24 protein-coding genes and 3 tRNA genes are annotated in these 22,978 nt (G+C 61.9%); 8 read left to right on the top strand and 19 right to left on the bottom strand.

Translation table 11 applies throughout. The features are described from left to right. Window positions 1-105 precede the first annotated feature (105 nt). Genes prpC through ACJO3T_RS07930 form a run of 3 tightly spaced genes read right to left on the bottom strand, consistent with a single transcriptional unit; the run spans window position 106 to window position 2,882 of the window. Complete coding sequence (gene prpC / locus ACJO3T_RS07940; RefSeq protein ID WP_406963430.1) at window positions 106-1,236, bottom strand: bifunctional 2-methylcitrate synthase/citrate synthase; 1,131 nt, start codon at window positions 1,234-1,236, stop codon at window positions 106-108. 34 nt (window positions 1,237-1,270) lie between these two features. Beyond that, window positions 1,271-2,161 (bottom strand): methylisocitrate lyase, encoded by an 891-nt coding sequence (gene prpB / locus ACJO3T_RS07935; protein ID WP_406978222.1) that lies wholly within the window; start codon window positions 2,159-2,161, stop codon window positions 1,271-1,273. Window positions 2,162-2,201: 40 nt separating this feature from the next. Continuing rightward, window positions 2,202-2,882: a GntR family transcriptional regulator gene (locus tag ACJO3T_RS07930; protein WP_406978230.1), complete on the bottom strand. Its 681-nt coding sequence runs from the start codon at window positions 2,880-2,882 to the stop codon at window positions 2,202-2,204. A gap of 294 nt (window positions 2,883-3,176) precedes the next feature. Here ACJO3T_RS07930 and galU point away from each other — a divergent pair, with 294 nt between their 5' ends. After that, window positions 3,177-4,025 carry a UTP--glucose-1-phosphate uridylyltransferase GalU gene (gene galU / locus ACJO3T_RS07925; RefSeq protein ID WP_406978221.1) on the top strand — a complete coding sequence of 283 codons (849 nt, stop codon included), beginning with the start codon at window positions 3,177-3,179 and terminating at the stop codon, window positions 4,023-4,025. Window positions 4,026-4,076: 51 nt separating this feature from the next. Here the strand turns inward: galU and ACJO3T_RS07920 are convergent, their stop codons facing one another. Continuing rightward, on the bottom strand, window positions 4,077-4,493 hold the full coding sequence (locus ACJO3T_RS07920) for a helix-turn-helix domain-containing protein (RefSeq protein ID WP_406963433.1): 417 nt from the start codon (window positions 4,491-4,493) through the stop codon (window positions 4,077-4,079). A 264-nt stretch (window positions 4,494-4,757) separates the two neighbouring features. Between ACJO3T_RS07920 and ACJO3T_RS07915 the strand changes: the two genes are divergently transcribed. After that, a complete protein-coding gene (locus tag ACJO3T_RS07915; protein WP_406978220.1) occupies window positions 4,758-5,567 on the top strand; it encodes a RibD family protein in 810 nt (269 codons plus the stop codon). On the opposite strand, the gene ACJO3T_RS07910 is transcribed toward ACJO3T_RS07915, so the two are convergent. The 4 genes from ACJO3T_RS07910 to ACJO3T_RS07895 are packed head-to-tail and all read right to left on the bottom strand — an operon-like array spanning window position 5,518 to window position 9,720. Then, on the bottom strand, window positions 5,518-6,450 hold the full coding sequence (locus ACJO3T_RS07910) for a lysylphosphatidylglycerol synthase transmembrane domain-containing protein (RefSeq protein WP_406978219.1): 933 nt from the start codon (window positions 6,448-6,450) through the stop codon (window positions 5,518-5,520). The genes ACJO3T_RS07915 and ACJO3T_RS07910 overlap by 50 nt on opposite strands. Further along, a complete protein-coding gene (locus ACJO3T_RS07905; RefSeq protein ID WP_406978218.1) occupies window positions 6,447-8,330 on the bottom strand; it encodes a glycosyltransferase family 4 protein in 1,884 nt (627 codons plus the stop codon). The genes ACJO3T_RS07910 and ACJO3T_RS07905 overlap by 4 nt, the downstream gene beginning before the upstream one ends. Then, entirely contained in the window at window positions 8,317-8,715 is a 399-nt protein-coding gene (locus ACJO3T_RS07900; RefSeq protein ID WP_406978217.1) for a 6-pyruvoyl trahydropterin synthase family protein, read from the bottom strand. Before ACJO3T_RS07900 ends, ACJO3T_RS07905 begins: the two co-directional genes overlap by 14 nt. A 15-nt stretch (window positions 8,716-8,730) precedes the next feature. After that, entirely contained in the window at window positions 8,731-9,720 is a 990-nt protein-coding gene (locus tag ACJO3T_RS07895) for a zinc-dependent alcohol dehydrogenase (protein WP_406978216.1), read from the bottom strand. 118 nt (window positions 9,721-9,838) lie between these two features. Here ACJO3T_RS07895 and ACJO3T_RS07890 point away from each other — a divergent pair, with 118 nt between their 5' ends. From ACJO3T_RS07890 to ACJO3T_RS07875, 4 genes are all read left to right on the top strand, one after another. Next, the gene (locus ACJO3T_RS07890) at window positions 9,839-10,576 is read left to right on the top strand and encodes a CDP-alcohol phosphatidyltransferase family protein (RefSeq protein WP_406963439.1); all 738 of its coding nucleotides are present in this window, start codon (window positions 9,839-9,841) and stop codon (window positions 10,574-10,576) included. Then, entirely contained in the window at window positions 10,573-11,193 is a 621-nt protein-coding gene (locus tag ACJO3T_RS07885) for a YceI family protein (protein ID WP_406963440.1), read from the top strand. Before ACJO3T_RS07890 ends, ACJO3T_RS07885 begins: the two co-directional genes overlap by 4 nt. A gap of 105 nt (window positions 11,194-11,298) precedes the next feature. Further along, window positions 11,299-12,291 carry a DMT family transporter gene (locus tag ACJO3T_RS07880; protein ID WP_406978215.1) on the top strand — a complete coding sequence of 331 codons (993 nt, stop codon included), beginning with the start codon at window positions 11,299-11,301 and terminating at the stop codon, window positions 12,289-12,291. 75 nt (window positions 12,292-12,366) lie between these two features. After that, window positions 12,367-12,443, top strand: a tRNA-Val gene (locus ACJO3T_RS07875). Window positions 12,444-12,520: 77 nt separating this feature from the next. On the opposite strand, the gene ACJO3T_RS07870 is transcribed toward ACJO3T_RS07875, so the two are convergent. From ACJO3T_RS07870 to dapA, 6 genes are all read right to left on the bottom strand, one after another. After that, window positions 12,521-13,312 (bottom strand): GNAT family N-acetyltransferase, encoded by a 792-nt coding sequence (locus ACJO3T_RS07870; RefSeq protein WP_406978214.1) that lies wholly within the window; start codon window positions 13,310-13,312, stop codon window positions 12,521-12,523. A gap of 59 nt (window positions 13,313-13,371) precedes the next feature. Further along, entirely contained in the window at window positions 13,372-14,379 is a 1,008-nt protein-coding gene (locus ACJO3T_RS07865) for an NAD-dependent epimerase (RefSeq protein ID WP_406963503.1), read from the bottom strand. Between the two features lie 20 nt (window positions 14,380-14,399). Beyond that, window positions 14,400-15,131 carry a TIGR04219 family outer membrane beta-barrel protein gene (locus ACJO3T_RS07860; protein ID WP_406963504.1) on the bottom strand — a complete coding sequence of 244 codons (732 nt, stop codon included), beginning with the start codon at window positions 15,129-15,131 and terminating at the stop codon, window positions 14,400-14,402. A 73-nt stretch (window positions 15,132-15,204) separates the two neighbouring features. Continuing rightward, the gene (purC, locus tag ACJO3T_RS07855) at window positions 15,205-15,918 is read right to left on the bottom strand and encodes a phosphoribosylaminoimidazolesuccinocarboxamide synthase (RefSeq protein ID WP_406978213.1); all 714 of its coding nucleotides are present in this window, start codon (window positions 15,916-15,918) and stop codon (window positions 15,205-15,207) included. Window positions 15,919-15,994: 76 nt separating this feature from the next. Beyond that, window positions 15,995-17,086: an NlpB/DapX family lipoprotein gene (locus ACJO3T_RS07850; protein ID WP_406963505.1), complete on the bottom strand. Its 1,092-nt coding sequence runs from the start codon at window positions 17,084-17,086 to the stop codon at window positions 15,995-15,997. Continuing rightward, window positions 17,087-17,965: a 4-hydroxy-tetrahydrodipicolinate synthase gene (dapA, locus tag ACJO3T_RS07845; protein ID WP_406963506.1), complete on the bottom strand. Its 879-nt coding sequence runs from the start codon at window positions 17,963-17,965 to the stop codon at window positions 17,087-17,089. 74 nt (window positions 17,966-18,039) lie between these two features. Here dapA and ACJO3T_RS07840 point away from each other — a divergent pair, with 74 nt between their 5' ends. After that, a complete protein-coding gene (locus tag ACJO3T_RS07840) occupies window positions 18,040-18,510 on the top strand; it encodes a peroxiredoxin (protein ID WP_406963507.1) in 471 nt (156 codons plus the stop codon). Window positions 18,511-18,573: 63 nt separating this feature from the next. Here ACJO3T_RS07840 and ACJO3T_RS07835 read toward each other — a convergent pair whose 3' ends face one another. Both ACJO3T_RS07835 and ACJO3T_RS07830 read right to left on the bottom strand, forming a co-directional pair. Next, a complete protein-coding gene (locus tag ACJO3T_RS07835; RefSeq protein WP_406963508.1) occupies window positions 18,574-19,647 on the bottom strand; it encodes an AI-2E family transporter in 1,074 nt (357 codons plus the stop codon). Between the two features lie 8 nt (window positions 19,648-19,655). Then, window positions 19,656-19,889, bottom strand: coding sequence for a sulfurtransferase TusA family protein (locus tag ACJO3T_RS07830; protein ID WP_406963509.1), 234 nt, complete (start codon window positions 19,887-19,889; stop codon window positions 19,656-19,658). Window positions 19,890-19,987: 98 nt separating this feature from the next. Here ACJO3T_RS07830 and ACJO3T_RS07825 point away from each other — a divergent pair, with 98 nt between their 5' ends. After that, window positions 19,988-21,466, top strand: coding sequence for a M48 family metalloprotease (locus ACJO3T_RS07825; protein WP_406963510.1), 1,479 nt, complete (start codon window positions 19,988-19,990; stop codon window positions 21,464-21,466). Window positions 21,467-21,504: 38 nt separating this feature from the next. Here the strand turns inward: ACJO3T_RS07825 and nadA are convergent, their stop codons facing one another. From nadA to ACJO3T_RS07810, 3 genes are all read right to left on the bottom strand, one after another. Next, on the bottom strand, window positions 21,505-22,566 hold the full coding sequence (gene nadA / locus ACJO3T_RS07820) for a quinolinate synthase NadA (RefSeq protein ID WP_406963598.1): 1,062 nt from the start codon (window positions 22,564-22,566) through the stop codon (window positions 21,505-21,507). 186 nt (window positions 22,567-22,752) lie between these two features. After that, window positions 22,753-22,828, bottom strand: a tRNA-Lys gene (locus ACJO3T_RS07815). Between the two features lie 44 nt (window positions 22,829-22,872). Beyond that, a tRNA-Lys gene (locus ACJO3T_RS07810) sits at window positions 22,873-22,948 on the bottom strand. Between the last annotated feature and the right edge of the window lie 30 nt (window positions 22,949-22,978).

The raw sequence follows: 22,978 nt of genomic DNA, 5'->3' as shown, positions 1-22,978 counted from the left end.
GTTAGGGAGAGGGGGAAAGCGGCGGACTCTGGTGCTAGACGCTCCACCCTCTCCCCGGCCCTCTCCCCTCAAGGGAGAGGGGGCGTAAGCCTCCTCCATCCAAGTTTATGGGCGCTCATCAATGGGCACCCACTTGGAATCCGCCGGCCCGGTGTAGTCGGCACTGGGACGGATAATCCGGTTGTTGGCACGCTGCTCCTTAACATGGGCCGTCCAGCCAGACACCCGGGACATCACGAAGATGGGGGTGAACAGCTCCGTGGGAATGCCCATGAAGTGATAGGCAGAGGCGTGGAAGAAATCCGCGTTACAGAACAGCTTCTTCTCCCGCCACATCACTTCCTCGCAGCGCACGGACACCGGATAGAGCACGGTGTCGCCCACCTCGTCCGCCAGCTTCTTCGACCACTGCTTGATGATCGCATTGCGGGGATCGGACTCCTTATAGATGGCGTGACCAAAGCCCATGATCTTGTCCTTGCGCTCCAGCATGCCCAGCAGGCCCTTTTCCGCCTCGTCTGGAGTCTGGAACTTCTGGATCAGTTCCATCGCCGCCTCGTTGGCACCGCCATGCAGCGGGCCACGCAGGGTACCGATGGCGCCGGTCACGCAGCTATGGATATCCGACAGCGTGGAGGCACACACCCGGGCATTGAAGGTGGAGGCATTGAACTCGTGCTCCGCGTACAGGATCAGGGACACGTTCATCACCTTCTCGTGCAGCTCGCTCGGCTTCTTGCCGTGCAGCAACTCCAGGAAGTGACCGCCGATGGAGTCCACGTCGCTCTCGGTCTCAATCCGCACGCCTTCGTGGGCGAAGCGGTACCAGTAGGTGATGATGGACGGGAACACCGCCAGCATGCGATCGATCTTGTCGTCCTGCTCACTGAAGTCCTGTTCCGTCTCCAGGTTGCCCAGCATGGAGCAGCCGGTACGCATCACGTCCATGGGGTGGGCGTCTTTGGGAATCTGCTCAAGCACGGCTTTCAGGGCGTCCGGCAGGCCGCGCAGGCTTTGCAGCTTCTGCTTGTACTCGTCCAGCTCCCTGCGGTTGGGCAGCTTGCCCCGCAGCAGCAGGTAGGCGATCTCCTCGAACTGGGCCTTCTCCGCCAGGTCGGCAATCTCATAGCCTCGATAGGTCAGCCCGGCACCGGACTTGCCCACGGTACACAGGGCGGTTTCACCAGCTACCTGACCACGCAGGCCAGCGCCTCCGAGTTTCTTTGCTTCAGCCATCGTTGCTCTCCATCAAACTGTTGTCGGTATCGGTTCAGTTCTTTTTCTGGGCGAAGAGTTCGTCCAGTTTCTGTTCGAAGTCATGGTAGTTCAGGAAGTCGTAGAGTTCGGCACGGGTCTGCATGCTGTCCACCACATCCTTCTGGTCGCCTTTCTCCAGGATATTTTCGTACACCATCAGGGCCGCCTTGTTCATCGCCCGGAAGGCGCTTAACGGATACAGCACCATACCGGCACCCGCGTCAGCAAGCTCGGCCTTGTTGTACAACGGAGTGGCGCCAAACTCGGTGATGTTGGCCAGGATGGGCACGTCCAGGGCTTCGGCGAAGGCCTTGTAGTCGGACAGCTCATGGACCGCCTCGGCAAAGATGCCGTCGGCGCCAGCCTCAATACAGGCTTTGGCTCGATCGATAGCCGCCTCCAGCCCTTCCTTCTGGAAGGCGTCGGTGCGGGCCATGATGAAGAAGTCGTCGTCCTGGCGGGCATCGGCGGCGGCCTTGATGCGGTCCACCATTTCCTCCTTGGAGACGATTTCCTTGTTGGGACGATGGCCGCAACGCTTCTGGGCCACCTGGTCCTCGATGTGGATGGCGGCGACACCAGCACGCTCCATCTCACGGATGGTGCGGGCAATGTTGAAGGCGCCGCCCCAGCCGGTGTCGATATCCACCAGCAACGGCAGGTCGGTAGCGGCGGTGATGCGGCGGGCATCCTCCACTACATCGTTCATGGTCGTCATGCCCAGGTCCGGCAGGCCAAAGGAGGCGTTGGCCACACCGCCACCGGACAGGTAGATGGCCTGGTGCCCGACCCGCTGGGCCATCATGGCCGAGTAGGCGTTAATGGTGCCGACAATCTGCAGCGGCTGGTTCTCTTTCAGCGCCTTGCGGAAGCGGGCGCCCGGGGACAGTTGTTTCTGGGACATGGGGGTTCCTTATTCATTGTATGCGGATGATCGGGTCTGGTCAGAAGGTGATTTCACCCTCGCTGATCTTGCGTTCGATGTTCTGCCGGGCGGCGTTGATATGGCGCTTCATCAGGAATTCCGCCAGCTCGCCGTCCCGCTGGGCAATGGCCTCGACTATGCGGCGGTGTTCCCCCAGAGCACGGTGCGGCCGGCCACTGGAGGTGCTCAGCCGGTATCGATACATGCGCACCATGTAGTAAAGATCACCCAGCAGCATTTGTGCGAGTTTGGCATTGCGGCTGCCGGTGGCAATGCGGTGATGGAAGTCGTAATCGCCTTCGGCCTGGTAGTAGGCCTGGCCATGGGCTTCCTCGATCATGGTTTCGTGGGCATCGAGGGTGGCCTGCAAGTCAGCAATCTCCTGGTCGGTCATGCGCTCGGCAGCCTGGCGGGCGGCCAGGCCTTCCATCACTTCGCGGATGCGATACAGCTCCATCAGTTCCTCGGCGCTGATGGAGACCACCTTTACACCAGCGTGGGGGCGGCGCACCAGCAGGCCCCGGGATTCCAGCCGGCCCAGTGCTTCCCGCAGGGGCCCACGGGTCAGGTTGAAGCGGGCACACAGCTCCACTTCACCAATCTTTTCACCGGGAGCCAGCTCACCCTTGACGATCGCCGTTTGCAGACAATCGAAGGCCTCGTCGGCACGAGTCAGGGTCTGTGGAAGGGCGGCGCTCATATTCATTGTCGACAATCCATGCAAATATGATGGGAAAGCTACGCCTGAAGACCGTTATTGTCAACAATAATGACCTGAGGTAATCGGCAGCTTGTCAACAATATCCTTGGCGCACCAGCGTTGTGCGTAACGGCCACTGCCGACAGAATCCGATCCTTCGCCAATCCATGGAGAAACCGTAAAATTCCCATAACCCGCTGATGTTTCCCTTTGTAACGGTATCTTGGTTACACTTGGCATGCTTTCTGAGTGCCACACCTCACCTTCAGGAAACTGACACTAAGGACGATATCGATGATCAAAAAATGCCTCTTCCCCGTTGCCGGCTATGGAACCCGCTTCCTGCCCGCCACCAAGGCCATGCCCAAGGAAATCCTGCCGATTGTCAACAAACCCCTGGTGCAGTACGGGGTTGAGGAAGCCTCGGCAGCCGGCATCACTGAATTCGGGTTTGTCACCGGGCGCGGCAAACGGGCCATCGAGGATCATTTCGATATCAGCTACGAGCTGGAGCACCAGATTGCCGGCACCGGCAAGGAAGACCTGCTCACCTCCATCCGCGACCTGATCAACAACAACACCTTTGCCTTCACCCGCCAGAACGAGATGAAGGGCCTTGGCCACGCCATCCTCACCGGCCGCAACCTGGTGGGCGACAGCCCCTTTGCCGTGGTGCTGGCGGACGACTTCTGCGTGGTACCAGACGGCGAGGACGGTGTGCTGGCCCAGATGGCCAAGCTGTACAAGCAGTTCCGCTGCTCCATCGTGGCCATTGAGGAAGTGCCCAAGGATGAGACCCACAAGTACGGTGTGATTGCCGGTGAACCCATGAAGGACGGCCTGTACCGCATCACCGACATGGTGGAGAAGCCGTCACCGGACAAGGCCCCGTCCAACCTGGCCATTATCGGCCGCTATATCCTGACCCCGGACATCTTCGAGATCATCGAGAACACCAAGCCCGGGAAGAACGGCGAGGTGCAGATCACCGACGCCCTGCTGGAACAGGCGAAAAACGGTTGCGTACTGGCCTACCAGTTCAAGGGGCAGCGCTTTGACTGTGGTTCCATCGAGGGTTTTGTGGACGCAACGAACTACGTCTACGAGAACGTGTACAAGAAGAACAAGGAAAAGAAGAAGTAACAGCGGGCAAAGAGCGGCGCGGCCTCGGGCTGCGCCCTGTCCCAGGCAGATTCAGCGCCCCAGTAACTGAAAGATCATGCGCCGGTTTTCGTCCGTGCTGTTGCGGTACCGGCGCAGCAGTTCCGCCTCTTCGTCCGTGGGCTGTATCCGCTGGAACTGGCGTTCAAGCTCGTCCAGGGCTCCGGTCAGCTCATCAGTGTTGGAGAACGCCAGCCCGGGTAACTGAAGCTGCCCGGGGTTCACCATCATTTCCGGGTCCAGCAGTGCATCCAGTGGTACGTCCAGGTGCCGGCACAGGTCGATCAGCTCGTCCACCGCCGGATAGAGGCGCTGGCGCGCATCCACATGCTCCCACCGGGTGACCACGGCCAGGTCCACATCGCACAGTTCCGCCAGGTCACGACGGGACAACTGCCTGGCTTCCCGGGCTTCTTTGAGTCTCTGCCAGAAGGTTTCCATGTAGCGCATGCGGGTTACTCCTGCCGATAATCCGGCCCCAGTTTCCGCCCGGACGAAGGGCGACGACTTCCCACTTTATCCTTTACCGTGGCGTTCCGCGATAACCCGGTCAAGGTTCCCGGCCATCGGCGGCCACAGGCCTTGATTACAACCCGGTCAGATGGCGCATTTCCGTTGGTATGGACAAGTTTATGTCTCTACAGTGAATCAATCGCCGATTATTGCGTAAATATTTCATAGGGACACAAACGGATCGAGAATACTGAGGTACCGATGACTCCAGACCAGGCCTGGCAGTTGATACTACAACAACGACAACAGCCGGATAATGACAACGATCGCTGGCCGGATACGGTCGCCCCCACCGAAGCCGACCAGGCCCGCCAGTTGCTGCACCTGTTTCGCCCCCTGGTGCGCCCATTGCAGGAAAGAGAGCAGCAGTTGGTGGCCCAGATGGGCCAGAGCCTGGACGGACGTATTGCCACCATTACAGGCAAGTCGCGGTATATCAATGGGCCCGACGGGCTGCTCCACCTGCATCGCCTGAGGGCAATATCAGATGCCGTGGTGGTGGGTTCCGGTACCGCCAGCGCCGACAACCCCCGCCTCACCGTTCGCCTGGCCCGGGGGCCCAACCCGGTTCGGGTACTGTTAGACCGTCACCGGCGGGTACCGGACGAACACCACCTGTTTACCGATGGCGCCGCCCCCACCCTGCGCCTGGTGGCCGGTCGTCTGGACCCGGCGTCGCTGCCCTCCTCCCTGGCGTCCGGCGTGACTGAAATTCCCTGCCTCAGTGATAAAAACGGCCCGATCAATCCCCGGGAGGTGATCGATGTCCTGCGGCGCCTGGGGTTGCGGCGAATCTTCGTGGAGGGGGGCGGCCAGACGGTGTCCACCTTCCTGGGAGCCAGCCTGGTGGATCGGTTGCATGTACTGGTCGCCCCCATGATTATCGGCAGTGGCCAGCCTGCCTTCCAGCTACCCGAGATCGACAGCCTGGGGGATGCCCTACGCCCCTGCTCCACCATGGTCAATCTGGGCAGCGATATGCTGTTTGACCTGGATTTTTCCGGCCACTGAACAGGAACAGCGCCCCGGGCAGCGCCGACAGCAGCACCAGCAGCCCGTAACTGACCGCCAGCGCCACGCCCTGCTCCGGGTCCAGACCCGCCAGGGGCCAGATGAGCGCTGCTGCCCCTTCCCTTACGCCCCAGCCGGAGATGGTCAGGGGCACCACCATGGCCATCAGCAGCACGGTGCACAAGGCCATCAGCAGCCAGGGAGCGGATTGGGCAATCTCCAGCCCGATGCCCATGGCCAGGCACCAGAACACCAGCAGGTAACTGCCAATCACCACCAGGGACGAGCCAAGCTGGACCGGCAGCACCGCCGGGGCCAGCAATGCCCGCCACAGATCGTTCCGGAAACGCCGCCACCAGAACCGGACCGGGGATGCCTGTAACAGGGACCAGACCAGCAGTGCGGCCACCAGCACGCCGGGAATCAGGAACAGGCCAGGCATCGGGGGTGTCGGCAGGGGCAGCCACAGCGTTATCAACAATACCGCCAGCAACAGTAGTATCAGTTGCCCCGACAACCGCTCGATCATCACCCCGTGGATGGCGGTAGCGGTCTGCCCCGTGTTCTGGCGATGGCGCAGGGCACGACCGGCGTCGCCCACCACGCCACCGGGGACCAGTTGGTTGACCAGGGTGCCCAGGTAATACTCCCGGACGGCATGCCCCAACGGCAACCGCTCTCCCAGTTTCGCCACGGTGTAACGCCACCGCCAGGCGGATACCACCACCTGTAGTGGCGTGATCGCCAGGGCCAGCAGTAACCAGGTCAGGTCCACCGACGAGAGCTGCACCAGGATGGCCCCGACATCCACCAGCCAGAACACCAAACCCAGGATCGCCAGGGTGGCCAACCAGCGCACCAGCACACGGCCGCAGGTCTTCACGGTGTGGGAAGCCCAAGCAGGTCGATATGGTCCACCGCGATCACCAGGTTTCCGTCGTCCGCCTGCCGGAACCGGTCGGCCAACCACTGGTCCAGCCACCCCGAATCCTCTTTACTGGCGATCAATTGTGCCCTGGCGGCCTCCGCCCAGCCCTCCATCAGGGCTTTCTGCAATTCCTTGTGCCTGCCATCCAGGTGCCAGGGACTGCCCTCACGGCAGACGGTATAGCCCAGGGCCTTCAGGGCCTGCGCCAAACAGTCGCTCGCCTCCGGGCCGCAGGCGGCGCCGGTGCCCTTGTCACCATGCTGGTGCTGGTTGATCAGCTTGCGCAGGTCCTCATCCGCCTTCTGTTCAGGTACCAGCCGGAACCGGCCGGCGTAGGACAGCACCACCAACACCGCCGCCCGGCGACGGGCCACTGCAGACGCCAGCGCTTCCAGCCAGGGTCGGGAGACCAGGTCAATCAACGCCGATGCGGTCAGCAGGTCCAGGGGATTGGGCAGCAGACGGTCCATATTGCCCACCTCCAGCCGCTGGACATGCACCTCGGGACCAGATCCGGCCACGCCAATGCCATCCACCAGTGCCGCATCCTGCTCGAACAGGTGCCATTGGCAATGCCCCACGGACCGGGCCTCCAGGGCCCGGGACAGGTATCGCCAGTTGGAGCCGGTGCCCGCCCCGATATCCGCGACCACCGCTGCGTTCCGGTCCCGAAGCCATGCCACCGTCTGGTCGGTAAGGTTTGTGGAGCGGGCGGCATGGTCCGCCGGCTCCCGCAGGACAAGCCAGCTTGCATCAAAGTCACTACCCGCCGGCAGGCTACCGGCAATGGCCTGGAGGAACTCCCTGGCCGCCTGGCCCCAGGTTCGTAGCATCCGGGCGCTCTGTCGGGCGGCCTGCTGTTGTTGTGCCAGCTGTTCAGGGTGGCGCAGTCGCTCGTGGATCAGGGCGGCCAGGGCGTCCACCTCCCCCGCCGGATAGGTAACGCACCCCGGGCGATTTGCGGTGTCCACCAGCGCCCCGCCATCGGAAGCGATGACCGGCAGGCCATGAGCCAGGGCCTCGTCGATGACCATGCCATAGCCTTCAAACAGGGATGGCAATACAAACAGGTTAGCGCGATCGAAAGCCCGCTCCAGTTCCGGTCCGGACAGCTCACCGGTCACCCGGACCCGGTCAGAGAGTCCCTGCTCCCGGATCATCGACATCACGGTACGGGCGTAATCCCGGTCACGGTCGGCGGAGCCCGCCAGCCCACACTCCCAGCCGGCAGCCGGCAGCCTGGACAGGGCTTCCACCAGATGGTGTTGCGCCTTGCGAGGGGAGAGGTGGGCCAGGCACAGGATATGGAGACCGTCGGTAACGGCCCTGTCCCCCGACGGTTTGACCGGGTGACGCACGCCCGGCCGCACCACGGCAACCCGGCTGGCGGGCACATTGAACCTGCCCAACCCCCGGGCCGTGGTATCACTGGTAGTGATCACCCGATGGACCGCCGCCAGGGCCCGCCGCTCGGTAGCCAGGAAGTGCTGACGGTCAGCCTCGCCCAGGCCCGTCTCGTCCGCCAGGGGATGATGGACCAGGGCTACCAGGTGCAGGCGATGGCGATGCTGTTCCGCGGCTTCCGGGTAACCGCCCAGGGCCAGGCCATCAATGATGACCGTGGTATTGTCCGGCAGGCGGGACAGTGCCCTTTCCAGGGCATCCCTGGCTTGCTGGTCCACCCGTGGGAAGAGCCCGGGCAACCCCTGCAGGGTTACGGGCTGCCCCAGGCGGATCAGGCCCTCGACTAATTCACGGACATAACCATAGCCACCGGTGAACTGCTCCGGGTTCCCGGGGACCAATACCGCCCAACCGGGGTCAAAGTGTGTCACGATAGCTGGCCCAGGCCACATGGGACTCCGACAGGGTCACTACCAAACCGGTCAGTTCGCGGGCGCCATGCCCCAGGACGCCGTTCCGGATCGCCTCGGCCATGCGGTCGAAGATATACCGGGCCATGAACTCGGTAGTGGTGTTGCGCCCCTCGAACCGATCCATCTCATCCAGGTTCTGCATGTTGATAGGGGCCAGGATACGGGCCAGTGCCTCGCTGGCAAGGCCGATATCCACCACCAGGTCGTTCTGGTCCAGGGCCGGGCGCTCAAAACCCACGTCCACCGTGTAAGTCGCCCCGTGGAGTTGCTGGGCCGGGCCGAACACCTCGCCCCGGAAGCTGTGGGCAATCATGACGTGGTCGCGAACGGTGAGTGTGTACATGGTCAGTCCTCGGGTTCATGAATAGTGGATACGGTGACACAGAGTGTTGGAGGCCCCGCGCGCCAGTTCCGGCATTACCGTCGGCAGCTCCTCGAAGGCACTCTCGCCGGTGATCAGGGCCTCCAGGGCCGGCTCCGCCAGCATCGACAACGCCAGGGCCATGCGGTCGCCATGGTTCCAGCGTGACGCCTGGCGGGGACTGATCTGCCCCACCTGGCTGGAACGCAGTGTCAGCCGACGGGAGTGGAAGGCCCCGCCCAGGGTGGCCGGCACGGCCTGTCTGCCATACCAGCTCATCTCCACAATACGGGCCTCGTTGCCCGCGACCGACAGGGCAGCATCCAGTCCGGAGGGATGGCCACTGGTATGGAACACCAGGTCGTGGTCATCCCGCTCCAGCGTGGTGACGCACGCCACACCGAGGGATGCCAGCACCGGCTGACGGCGGGGGTTGGGATCCACAGCCACCACCCGGGTACCGGGGATACGGGAGGCCAGCCACGCCACCAGGCAGCCCACCACACCGCAGCCAACCACCGCGATCCGGTCACCCACCAGGGGTGCCCCGTCCCAGAGGCCATTGATGGCGGTTTCCATATTGGCGGCCAGCACCGCCCGCTCCGGCGGTACCGCTGTCGGCAACCGGGTGACCGCCGATACCGGCACACGGTAGCGGCGCTGGTGCGGAAACAGACAGAACACGGTCTGCCCCTCCAGGTCGACCGGTCCGGTGGTTACCCTGCCCACATTCATATAGCCAAAGCGCACGGGGCCGGGGAAATCCCCTTGCTGGAAGGGCGCGCGCATGCGCTGGTATTCGGATTCCGGCACCTGGCCGTTGAAGACCAGGGCCTCGGTGCCCCGGCTGATGGCGGAATAGACGGTTTCCACCTCCACCCAGGGGGCCTGGCCGTCATGGTGGTCCACCAGTCCGTTCGCTATCTCCCCACGGCCGTTGCCGAGGGACCAGAAGGCGGGAGAAGTTTCCGTTGACGGTGACGCCATGATCGCTCCATGCTGAAGGATGAAGACCGGCGCCGGGGACCATGGAAACGCCACTGATCCGAAGCCCGGCCAGCCGGGTAATAGTGATAGTCAGCATAGCTTACGACAGGTACCGGGTATGGATTCACCCCTGCATTCCAACACCCTGGCCAGGGCTCCCTGGCGGGACCTGATCCTGGCCGGCCTGGGGTTGGCCGGGTTGCTGTCACTGTGCACCCTGACCCTCGGGCTGCCCGCCCTGCCCCTTGCCATCGGCGGCCTGCTTTACCTCGCACTGGTGCTGTTACTGGTCACCGGCCTGACCCTGAGCCACAGCCGGTTCGGCCCCGCGGACCGGGTCACCCTGGGCCGGGCCGTGCTGGTACTGTTCCTGACCACCCTCACCTTCCACCCCGAGCTGTTGCAGCGCATGGCCTGGCCCTATGCACTGCTGTGCCTGGCAGCCCTGGTCATGGACGGCTTCGACGGTTATGTGGCCCGCCGCACCGGCACCGCCAGTCGCTTCGGCGCCCGTTTCGACATGGAACTGGATGCCTTCTTCATACTGATGCTGTGTATCGCCCTGATGGTACTGGGAAAGGCCGGGGCCTGGATACTGCTGGTCGGCCTGATGCGTTACGGCTTTGTCATGGCAGGCTGGTACTGGACGTGGCTGAATGGACCCCTGCCGGAGAGTTTCCGGCGCAAGACCGTATGCGTCTGGCAACTGGTGACGCTGATGGTGGCGCTGCTGCCGGCCACGCCGGATCTGTTTGCCCATGCTACGCTTATAGTAGCGCTGGTCCTGCTGGGCTGGTCCTTCGCCATCGACGTTCAATACCTGTACCGGCATGCATCAACAAGGAGCCCGACATGAGTACTCAATGGAAGACCACCCATCACCTGACCGCCGGCCTGGCTGCCCTGGCCCTCACCCTGGGCGCCAACACCGCCCTCGCGGAGCCCAAGGGGTACAAGATCGACGATGAGCACTTCTCGGCCACCTTTGAAGTGAACCACCTGGGGTATGCACCGGTTATCGGCATGTTCCTGGAGGGCAAGGGGCAGTTCGAGTACGACGCGGAGGCCCGGGACATCCCCACGGGCAAGGTGGTCATCCAGAGTGCCAGCGTGTTCTCCAACCACGATAAACGTGACGAGCACCTGCGCAAGGATGACTTCCTGCACAGTGACCGCTACCCGGAGATCACCTTCGAGGTGACGGATTTCGAGAGCACTGGCGACAACACCGGCAAGCTCACCGGCGACCTGACCCTACTGGGGGAAACCCATCCGGTCACCCTGGACATCACCCTGAACAAGGCGGGGGAATACCCGATCGGCCACGAGGAATACACCCTCGGGGTGTCAGCCAGCACTACCATCCAGCGCAGCCAGTGGGGCATGACCTACGCCCTGGACCCGCTGATGGTCGGGGACGAGGTACACCTGCGCTTCGAGTTCGAGGCTATTGAGGACAATGGTTGGTTCTAGCACCGGACGGCAGCGTTCCGCAGCGATCTCCGGGTCAGTACGATTAGGACCGGGGTCATGAGCATGCTAAACTCCGCGCCCTGATTTCCGGATAACCGCGTTCCCATGGCCCTTTCTGATACCCACAAATCGGATCTTTACCTCGTCTTCGTTACCCTGCTGGCGGCTTTTAGCTGGGCTTTCTCCAAGGAAGCCGTGCTGCTGATGCCGCCGCTGATGTTCATGTCCCTGCGCTTCCTGATGGCCGGCGCCCTGCTGGCATTCTTCGCCCGACGACAACTGCCCCGGCTGGAGTTCCGTCAGATGCTGCGCGGCGCGCGGGTGGGCCTGGTGTTCGGGTCCGCCATGAGTTGCTGGGTCATGGGCATCTGGCTGGGCGTCAACCTGGGTGAGGCGGCCTTCATTGTCAGCCTGGCGGTGGTGATCGTCCCCGCCATTGCCCGGATCTTCTTCCGCGAGGAACAGCCAATGAGCACCTGGCTGGCAATTCCCGTCGCAGTCTGCGGGCTGGCGCTGCTGTCCCTGGAGAACGGGTTCCGCCCGGAGAAAGGCCAACTGCTGTTCGTGGCGGCATCCTTCATCTTCGCCATTTCCTATATCCTGACGTCCCGTACCGCCAACACCCGCACGGAGGTAACCCGCAAGGGTGAGACCGTTATCCGGGAACGGGTGCCCGCCCTGCCCCTGACCGCCCTGAGCATGACCACGGCGGGGGTGCTGACCGGCGTTATTTCCCTGTTCTTCGAAGAATGGATGCCCACGCTCACCAACTTAAGCGGCACCCTGATGATGTGGCTGGTGGCCAGTGCGACCATCGGTACCGCCTTTCGCTTCCTGTTGCAGACCTACGCCCAGAGCCTGTCCGCCCACAGTCACGGCGTGGTGATCCTGATCCTGGAGCCGGTCTGGGTGGCCCTGCTGGCGTGGGTCTGGTTCAGCCAGACCATGACCCCCACCCAGATTGCCGGCTGCGGGGTCATCCTGCTGGCCCTGCTGATCAACCGCTGGACCGTGGTGTCCAAGGCCCTGCGGGGTCGACTGCGCAAGTCCGCCCGGGCCCGCCGCATCGCCCGCATCCGGGCGGCCAGCCAGGGCTGAGAAAGAGCGCAAAAAGTCCCGGGAAATGGTTGACCAACCGGGCCTGGATCAGTATATTTCCACCCCGTTGCACACAGGACCATAGCTCAGTTGGTTAGAGCGCTGCCTTGACATGGCAGAGGTCGGCAGTTCAAATCTGCCTGGTCCTACCAGATGCTGAAAAGCCCCCGAGCGGAGACGTTCGGGGGCTTTTGTTTGTCCAGGGGTTTTCCCTCTGTCAGGCCTGAAATCAACTGACCTGAGAACGACCAAAAAAGTAAAAACTGAGTCCGTCGTAATTCTGGAAGCCCAAACGCTGGTAGACCGGCAGGCCGAAGGGGCTGGCCTGGAGGGTCACAACGCGGGCACCCTGCTCGAATCCGGCGTTAACCGCCAGGCGAGTGCAGGCGCCTGCCAGGCCCTGGCGTTCGGCGGCGGCCACGGTGCCCACCCAGTAAACACCGGCGGATGGGCCGGTGACATAGGTCAGCGCCGTGGCCAGGGGGACGCCGTCCTTGTAGGCTACCAGGCCGCTGACATTGTCATCCATGACCCGATCACCGTTCCGGAAGAAGGCGGCCACCTCCTCCGCCGCCATGCCCAGCCTCGGGTAGGCCTCCATGTTCACCTGGACGCTGTCCCGCAACTGCTCCTGATCGGTAATGGCCACGGTATAGACCCCCTCGGGCAGGGGCGCCGGCTCCAGTTCACGGTTGATGATCATGCAGGGGGAACTGCCCCGGGGGAAGATGCTGGCATCCGCCAGCAGTTTTTCCATATCGTCGTCGAAGCGTTTGCGGGTCACCAGGGTAAATCCCCGCTCCCGGGAACCGAAGAACCGCATGGTCTGCTCGAAGGCTTTCCCTGCCGGCACGGACGGATCCAGCCGCAGGGCGCAATTGCGGTAGAGTCCCGGGCGGCTGTTGCACCCGGCAATCATCAGCATGCCGTCATGCTCTTGCAGTTCCGCGGGCTCCTGCCAGCGGGCGTGCATGCGAAACGACTCAATCAGGTTATCATCTGCAAGCTGGGGACCAATCACCGGTGTCCTCCCGATTCTGTTCGGGCGTCCGCTCCGCCGATGACGATCTGGAAGCTCAGCTAGACGCCGTAGAACTCACGATACCAGGCAACAAAGCGCGATAGCCCTTCCTCCAGCGACGTTTCCGGCCGGTAGCCCACGTCCCTGATCAGTGAATCTACGTCGGCGTAGGTAGCAGGCACATCACCCGGCTGCATGGGCAGGTAGTTCTTCTCCGCGGTTCTGCCGGTTTCCTGTTCGATAATCTCGATGAAACGGGCCAGTTCCGCCGGATTGTTGCTGCCAATATTATAGAGCCGGTACGGCGCCTTGCTGCTGGCGGCATCCGGTTCCAGCCCACTCCAGTCTGTATTGGAGCAGGCCACATGGTCCAGTGTGCGGATCACACCTTCGACAATATCATCAATATAGGTGAAATCCCGCTTGTGGTGACCAAAGTTGAAAACGTCGATGGGCTCGCCGGCAAGAATCTTACGGGTAAAGATGAACGGCGCCATATCCGGGCGCCCCCAGGGGCCATACACGGTAAAGAAGCGAAGCCCGGTGGTGGGTATCTGGTACAGGTGGCTGTAGGTATGAGCCATGAGCTCGTTGGCTTTCTTCGAGGCCGCGTACAGGCTTACCGGATGGTCCACATTGTCCTGGACCGAGAACGGCATGGTCTCGTTGGCGCCATACACGGAACTGCTGGATGCATAAACCAGGTGCTCCACCCCGTTGTAGCGACACCCTTCCAGGATATTCATGAACCCCACCATATTGCTGTCCACATAGGCATGGGGGTTCTCGATGGAATAACGGACGCCGGCCTGGGCGGCCATATGCGCGACCCGCTGGGGCTGGTGCTGCCGGAACATGGATTCCATGGCAGCCCGGTCGGCAATATCCTGGCGAACCTCGGTAAAGCCGTGATGGTCCCGAAGCCGGTCCAGCCGGGCTTCCTTGAGGTTGGTGTCGTAATAGCCGTTGACGTTATCAACGCCGATCACCTCGTCGCCGCGCTCCAGCAGACGACGGGCAAGATGGAATCCGATGAATCCGGCGGTGCCGGTAACAAGCAGTTTCAAGGTTCTGTCCCTGTTCTACATCAGAAGTTGAAGCCGACACTGGCGAAGGGACCGCCCACGTCGATATCCAGGCGATCATCACCGTCTTCGTAGTCAACCGCCATTTCCCGGTAGCCGGCACGAAGCTGTACGCCGTAGATCTGGTACTGGCCAAAGAGATCATAGTCATACAGGGAATCACCACCGTAACTGACCAGGTTACCGCTGATACCCACGGACAGGCCGGTCAGCGGCAGGTCAAAACGACTGGCGGCGTAGGCCATGGGAACGACCGCATCCACGTCCGTCTTGCTGCGGGTAAGACCAGCAACATCACTGACTTTCAGCTCGGCGTCCAGGTCACGGACCGTGAGGCCCAGGTCCAGATTCACCCAGTTGTCCAGGATCTCGTAGTACAGGGTGAGGTCCGTCTGCCGCCAATCCAGCTCCGAATCCACCGGCACCCCGGCAGGCACGCCGTCGAAACCGGAACTGAGTTCGCCGCGACCGGTCTGGTCGATACGAACATAGCTCAGGCGGACATTCGGCAGCAGCGGTATCGGATGTTCCAGGAAAGCACTGAGGTTGGCCTCGTTGTTGTTGCTGAGGTCCAGGTCGTTCTCCACGTTGACCCGGTCAGAGCCATTGGAGACCTTGCCGGACAGGTCGGAATCCCAGTAGCCAATGGTGGCGCCGAGTCCCATGACATCGGCCTGGGCCACCGGAGCGGTGACAAAAAGGCAAGCGGTTGCAGCGGGTATCAGTTTGTTCATGGGCGGCTCCCCTATGGTCGATAGTAGACAACCTATATAAACGAGGGCCTCCAGAGGCCCCCATTCAGTGAGTTTAGTCGAAGCTGATACCGAGGCGACGCCCCACTTCCTCGTAGGTCTCTATTACCTCGCCCAGCCCCTGGCGGAACCGGTCCTTGTCCATCTTTTTGCGGGTCTCGCTGTCCCAGATACGGCAACCGTCGGGACTGAACTCGTCCCCCAGCACAATACGCCCTTCACAACGGCCGAACTCCAGCTTGTAATCCACCAGCAGCATGCCGGCGTCGGCAAACAGGGACTTGAGCACACTGTTGACCTCGTAGGTCAGTCGCTTCATTTCTTCCAGCTCCTCCGGCTTCGCCCAGCCGAAGGTTGCCGCGAGGGATTCGTTGACCATGGGGTCGTGCAGTTCGTCATTCTTGAGGAACAACTCATAGGTGGGCGGGTTCAGGTCCTGCCCCTCTTCCACCCCCAGGCGGCGACACAGGCTGCCCGCGGAGACGTTCCTGACCACGCACTCAACGGGAATCATCTCCAGTTTCTTGACCAGGGATTCCGTCGGCGACAGCAGCCGGTCGAAGTGGGTGGGAACGCCGGCCGCCTCCAGTTTTTCCATGATGAAGGCATTGAAGCGGTTGTTCACCATGCCCTTGCGGTTGAGCTGTTCCTTCTTCTGGCCGTCAAAGGCGGAGGTGTCATCACGGAACACCAGCACGAACCGCTCAGGGTCATCGGTGGTGAAAACGGACTTGGCCTTGCCCGCGTAGAGTTCTTTGCGCTTTTCCATATCAGTCTCCGGTGGCCAGGCAAGCTATCCTGACCACTGCGTTGTTCTTGCCAACCCCCTGTTGGGGTCCGCGGTATCAGTACAGGTATTCGTAGAGCCGGGACAGCACGGAGCGGGAGTAGTTACCGCCATTATAGCCGTCTGCACGGTCGGCAGTGACGACTACCCTGCCATCCTCTTCCACCAGATCCACCCGGTTGGTGGCCACCGGCTCCACTTCATCCCCGGCGAACCAGCTGGTCAACCAGCCACGCTGGCGGTCCTCAGCGGGTCGTCCGTCCACCAGGAAATATCCAGCGCTCTGATCCAGGTCCAGCACGGGGATATTCTCGTCCTCGAGGACACGGCGAACTTCACCCCAGGCGCGGTCGTAAGGCAACTCAATGACCACCGCCTGCGCCTGTTCGGCGTTGGGCCGGCGCATACTGACCCGGGGTTCACTGCTCATATCCAGGGCCGCACGGGAGTAGGAACGATTATCTTCCCGAGCCTGCAGGAACTGGGACAGGTTGTTAAGCAGTTGCTCTTCCCGGGTCTGATCCATGGGCTGGTCCTGCCATGGCAGCAGCCGCCCGGGGGATTCCGACACCTGGCGGGGGCGCACCTGGATTTCCGTGGTCTTGCGCCGTACGCCGGGGGCCAGGCGGACCTGCACCAGCGTCAGCGACTCACCGGAAACGGCTTCACCCAGCCCTACCAGTTCCCGGGCGCGGCGGCTGAAGTTGGCGATCTCACTCTGCATCATGCCAAGCTGGGTGCTGTCGGAGGCAACGGCCAGGCCGGTTTCGTTCATCCAGGCGGCCACCGCTGGCCAGATACGGCCCGGCACCTCATTGACCAGCAACCAGGACTGGTCATTCACCGACTCGATGACATAGTTCTCGTCGAGGATTTCGGCGGTCAGGTCCGGTGGCCGCGGCACCTGGTTGGCCATGGTTCCGCTTCCGCTCACCGATCGGATCGGATAAGCCGAACGCTGGCGTGGCAGTGGTTCACCATCAAGGCCATGCAGGGGCTCGGCCTGTTCGGCAGTGGCGTAGTCATCGGAACGGTCCTGGATCAGGCTGCAACCGCTGGCGAGGATGCCGGCCATGGCAAGCGCCAGCAGTGAACGAACCCGGATAACACCGCGGGAGCAATGCATCACTGTGTTGTTGCTATCTGTCATTCAGAGTACGCCTGCGGCCTTGAGTGCTTCTTCAACCTCGTTGTGGAACTTGTCACTGAGGGGTGTCAGGGGCAACCGGATTCCCGTATCCATCATGCCCATGCGCTGCAGGGCCCACTTGACGGGGATCGGGTTGGCCTCAAGGAACAGCTTGCGGTTGAGGGGATCAAGGATCTCGTTGAGACGATCGCTCTCTTCCTGATTACCGGCAATGGAGGCCTCGCACAGTTGCGACATCAGCTTCGGCGCCACATTGGCGGTCACTGAGACATTGCCCTTGCCGCCAGCGAGCATCAGCCCCGCAGCGGTGGCATCGTCACCGGAGTAGACGGCCAGACGGCCTTCCACGGCCCTGATCAGCTCGGCACCCCGGGGGATGTTACCGGTGGCGTCCTTGATACCGACGATGTTGGGAATATCCGCCAGGCGCTCCACGGTCTCGTTGAGCATGTCACAGGCGGTACGGCCCGGTACGTTGTAGAGGATCTGGCTGACGTCGGGCACCGCCTCCGCGATGGCCTTGAAATGACGGTAGAGGCCTTCCTGGGTGGGCTTGTTGTAGTACGGCACCACCAGCAGGCACGCATCGGCGCCGAGTTTGGCCGCCTCGGAGGTGAGTGCGATCGCCTCGTGGGTGGAGTTGCCCCCCGTGCCAGCAATCACCGGAATCCTGCCCGCTGTCCGTTTGATGATCTGCTCGATCACCTTGAGGTGTTCCGCAGGGGTCAGGGTTGCTGACTCGCCGGTGGTACCAACCGCGACGATGCCGTGGGTACCGTTATCAAGGTGAAAGTCCACCAGTGCATCCAGCTGCTCCCAGTGAATGCTGCCATCCGGGTGCATGGGCGTCACCAGAGCGACAAGGCTACCAGTAATCATAAGGACTCCGTGCAAATAAAACGGTTATGGTAATCTTGGGTGTCAACCGACACAAGGGAAACAAAGGAGAAGCCATGGCGAAGCCAGAACTCGACCAACCCGTTGCTGATTTCGAAGCGCCAGCCACCGGAGACCAGACCATCAGACTGTCCGATTTCCGGGGACAGAACCCTGTGGTGCTCTACTTCTACCCCAAGGACAACACCCCTGGCTGTACCACCGAGGGCCAGGACTTCCGGGATCTCTACGACCAGTTCCAGGCGCTTGATGCGGTCATTCTCGGCGTTTCCAGGGACGGGCTCAAGGCCCATGAGAACTTTCGGGCCAAGCACGACTTTCCCTTCCACCTGATCTCCGACAAGGACGAAACCGTCTGCTCCCTGTTCGACGTTATCAAGCTTAAGAAACTCTATGGCAAGGAGTACATGGGTATTGACCGAAGCACTTTCCTGATCGACAGGGAAGGCAAGCTGCGCCGGGAGTGGCGCGGGGTGAAGGTCAAGGGACACGCTGCAGAGGTTCTGGACGCCGTCCGGGAACTCTGACCGCCCGTCAGTAGCCGTTTGGGGTGTCCGCGCCCTGCCCCGGACACCCGACCGGCAGCCCCGTTACTCGGGCAGCCGGACCGGGTCGTCCGGTCGCACCGGCCACGCCGCAAACACCGCCTTGACCATAGTGGCCAGCGGTATTGCGAAGAACACCCCCCAGAGCCCCCAGATACCACCGAAGAACAGCACCGCGATGATGATCATCACCGGGTGGAGGTTATTTACCTCGGAGAACAGCAGCGGCACCAGCACGTTACCATCGAGGGCCTGGATAATGCCGTAGGCCACCATCACCCAGATAAACTGGGAGCCCCAGCCAAAGGCAAACAGCGCAATCATCGCCACCGGTATGGTCACTACGGCGGCGCCAATATACGGCACCACGACACTCAGCCCCACCAGCAGCGATAACAGCGCGGCATAGGGAACCCCAAGGATCTTGAAGGTGACGAAGGTGACACCGCCGACGATCAGGATCTCCACCGCCTTGCCCCGCACGTAGTTGGCACACTGCTGGTTCACCTCACGCCAGATCTGGCTCATCATCGGTCGCTGGCTGGGCAACAGCCGGGTAATGGCCGCCAGGATCAGACGACGGTCCTTGAGCAGGAAGAACACCAGGATGGGCACCAGTACCAGATAGATCAGCAGCCCCACCAGATCGGGAATGCTGCTCAGGGAGAAGGACACCAACCACTGGGTCACGTTGCCCGCTTCCGCCGTCACCTGGTGATAGAAGTCGTTCACCGCATTCATGGAGATCAGGTTGGGATACTGTTCCGGCAACAGTTCAAGGTAACTGCGCATATCCCGGAAGATGCGCGGGGCCTCGGTGGCCAATGAGGCGAGCTGGGTCCAGATCAGCGGCAGCAGCCCGAACAGGAAGCCGGCCAGGGTGCCCAGGAATACCACGAACACCCCGATGATGGAGACGATCTCTGGCACCCCCACCTGGGTCAACCGGGTCACCAGGCCCTGCAGGATAAAGGCGATAATCACCGACGCGATCACCGGCGCCAGCATGGCCCCCAGGAAGACGATGGTCAGTACGCCGACCAACAGCAGCAGGAACAGGATAACGGCTTCGTCATCTGAAAAATATTTATGGGCCAGGCCACGTAGAATGCGAACCATGGTGGAACTTACTCCTGATCTCCGACACGAATGATAAAGCGAAAACGACCCTGCTCTTCATCGCTGGAGACAAGTTCGTGCCCGGTATGCGCCAGCCAGGCGGGAATATCCCTTGCGGATCCGGCATCGGTGGCCAGTACTTCCAGTTCCTGGCCGGCTGTCATGGCGCCAATCTGGAGCTTGGCCTTTAGCAATGGCATTGGGCATCGCAGCCCGGTAGCATCAAGGGTAATATCAACCATAGGTTGTTTCTGACAGTCTCGCTGTGGTTGCCGGGCCACCATTATGCCCTTGGTTCCGGCGTGTTGCATTGTTTCGTTTGGAGTATATCAGCCAAGGTATGACTTTCGATTCCAGTATTTACACCTGCCCGCTGAGGCGCTCCGTAGCGCTGGCCATGACCCTGGTCATGCTCCTGTCCCCGGTATGGCCGGGGCTGGCCCAGGCCCAGGAGAGGGACCTGCCTGCCATTGGCGGTCTAGGCGGCGGCTTGCTATCGGACCAGATGGAGACCGAGATTGGTCAGCGGGTGATGAGCTCAATACGACGCTCCGCCGGACAGATCCAGGACCCGTTGGTGTATGAGTACCTGACATCGATGATATATCGACTGGTGCCCTATACCCCTCTGAGCAACCGTGAGCTCACCATCGTGGTGATTGACGACCCCAACATCAATGCCTTTGCGGTGCCCGGCAACATTGTCGGGGTCAACGGCGGCCTCTTCCTGAACGCCAAGACCGAACAACAGTTCGGCTCCGTCATTGCCCACGAACTGGCCCACCTCAGCCAGCGCCATTTTGCACGCCGGCTGGAGCAGCAGGAACGCTCGGCACCGCTGACGGCGGCGGGCATCATCGCCGGCATCGTGCTGACCGCCGTCACCGGTTCGGAGGCTGGTATCGCCACCATCATGGGCACCCAGGCCATGAGCGTGCAGAATATGCTGGCCTACAGCCGTGCCCACGAACAGGAAGCTGACCGGGTCGGAATGGAAATCATGGCGGACGCCGGCCTCGATCCCCGTGGCATGCCGGAAATGTTCGAGGTCATGATGCGGCAAAGCCGTCTGCAGGGGAACCGGGTGCCGGAATACCTCTCAACCCACCCCCTGACCCAGTCCCGGGTGTCCGACACCCGCAGCCGTGCCGACCAGTACCGGGGAGCCGGCGCCAGCGACCACCACGAATATCACCTGGTGCGGGCACGGCTGCAGGTACGCTACGCCCGCAACAAAGGGGAAGCCATCGATGCCTTCCAGTCCTACCTGGAAGACCCGACCTCAGGTAGCGAAGCAGCAGCCCAATACGGTCTGGCCGTTGCGCTGCTTGCCAACGGGCAGCCTGATCGTGCCCGGACCATCCTGGAGGAACTGCTGGAGGAAAGCCCCAACCGCATCACCTACCAGGTCACCCTGGCGGAAGCCATGCAGGCGCAGGACCGGTTAGCCGACGCCCGGGAGTTGATGGAAACCGCCCTGCGCCGCAACCCCGGCAACTACCCCATCACCGATCGCCTGGCCCACATCGAGATCCAGGCGGGTAACGGCAGCCGGGCTGCGGACTACCTGAAGACACTGACCCGGGAATACCCTAATCGCGAGGACCTGTGGCTGCGGCTTGCGGAAGCGGAGGGCATGGCCAGGAATATTGTCGGCGTGCACAGGGCCCGGGCGGAATACGACATCCTGATGGGCGATCTGGAAGCAGCCCAGCGCCAGCTTCGACAGGCCCAGGAACGGGCACCGTCCAGTACCCCGCTGCGACAGGTAATTTCCGAGAGACTGGCGGAAGTCAGCCGTCGCCTGGGCCAGTCCTGAGGCGACGGACCGTCGAAGGGAAAGGCGCCAACGCCTGATCAGGCGTTGCCGGCGGCCTTGAGGTTCATATTGGCAGTGAAGTCCAGCATCCGGCGCAGGGGGCGCAGGGCATCCTCCCGCAGGGCCTCATCCACCCGGATCTCCTGGTCACCCTGTTGCAGCACGTGCAGCAGGTTCTCCAGGCCATTCATGGCCATCCACGGACAATGGGCACAGCTGCGGCAGGTGGCTCCATTACCGGCGGTGGGCGCCTCGATCAGGGTCTTGTTGGGCGCAAGCTGCTGCATCTTGTAGAAGATGCCGTTGTCAGTGGCCACGATAAAGCGTTCGTTGGGCATGGACTGCACGGCGTGGATCAACTGCGAGGTAGACCCCACCACATCCGCCATATCCACCACCTGTTCCGGCGATTCCGGGTGAACCAGCACGGCAGCATCCGGATACAGGGCCTTGAGGTCTTCCAGGCCCCGGAATTTGAACTCCTCGTGCACGATGCAGGAGCCATCCCACATCAGCATGTCGGCGCCGGTGGTGCGCTTGATATAGCCCCCCAGGTGTTTGTCCGGAGCCCACAGGATCTTTTCACCCCGGGCGTCCAGGTCTTCGACGATGGCCTGGGCACAGCTTGAGGTTACCACCCAGTCCGCCCTGGCCTTCACGGCGGCGGAGGTGTTGGCGTAGACCACCACCGTACGGTCCGGGTGCTGATCACAGTAGGCCGCAAATTCGTCCGGGGGGCAGCCGATATCCAGGGAGCAGGTCGCTTCCAGGGTCGGCATCAGTACCCGCTTTTCCGGGTTGAGGATCTTGGCGGTTTCGCCCATGAAGCGAACGCCGGCCACCACCACCGTGGACGCCGGGTGCTGGTTCCCGAAACGGGCCATTTCCAGGGAATCGGCCACACAACCACCGGTTTCCTCCGCCAGGCGCTGGATATCCGGGTCGGTATAGTAATGGGCAACGAGTACCGCATCCTGTTGCCGGAGTGCCTCGCGGATGCGGGATTCCAGTCCGGCCTTTTCCTCGTCACTCAGCGGCTTGGGCTCCGCCTCGTGGGCAAGGTATTCCTGAACCAGGATACGATCTTCAACTCGTGTCATCATTCGCTTCTCTGTTGCTACTCCTGAATACGGGCAGTATATCACCCCCGGCGTCGGTCACAGCCCTGCACCAAACACCGTGAAGCATGGGACAGACACCGTACCCCCCTGATTGTGGGGATTTTCAGGCAAAAAAAAAGAGCCCGGAGGCTCTTTTTTACGGCAGGCCGATACAGCCTGCCTGATTGGTGGGTCGTGAAGGATTCGAACCTTCGACCAATTGGTTAAAAGCCAACTGCTCTACCAACTGAGCTAACGACCCATGACCGGGATCAGACCGGCTTTCCATGCCAGCCGAAGCAATAGTGGTGGGTCGTGAAGGATTCGAACCTTCGACCAATTGGTTAAAAGCCAACTGCTCTACCAACTGAGCTAACGACCCAAACGAGGCGCATATAGTACGGATTTTTTT

Origin of the sequence: Marinobacter shunpengi (genome assembly GCF_045449715.1) — a bacterium.
Lineage (GTDB): Bacteria > Pseudomonadota > Gammaproteobacteria > Pseudomonadales > Oleiphilaceae > Marinobacter.
This window is presented reverse-complemented; position numbering and strand designations above follow the sequence as displayed.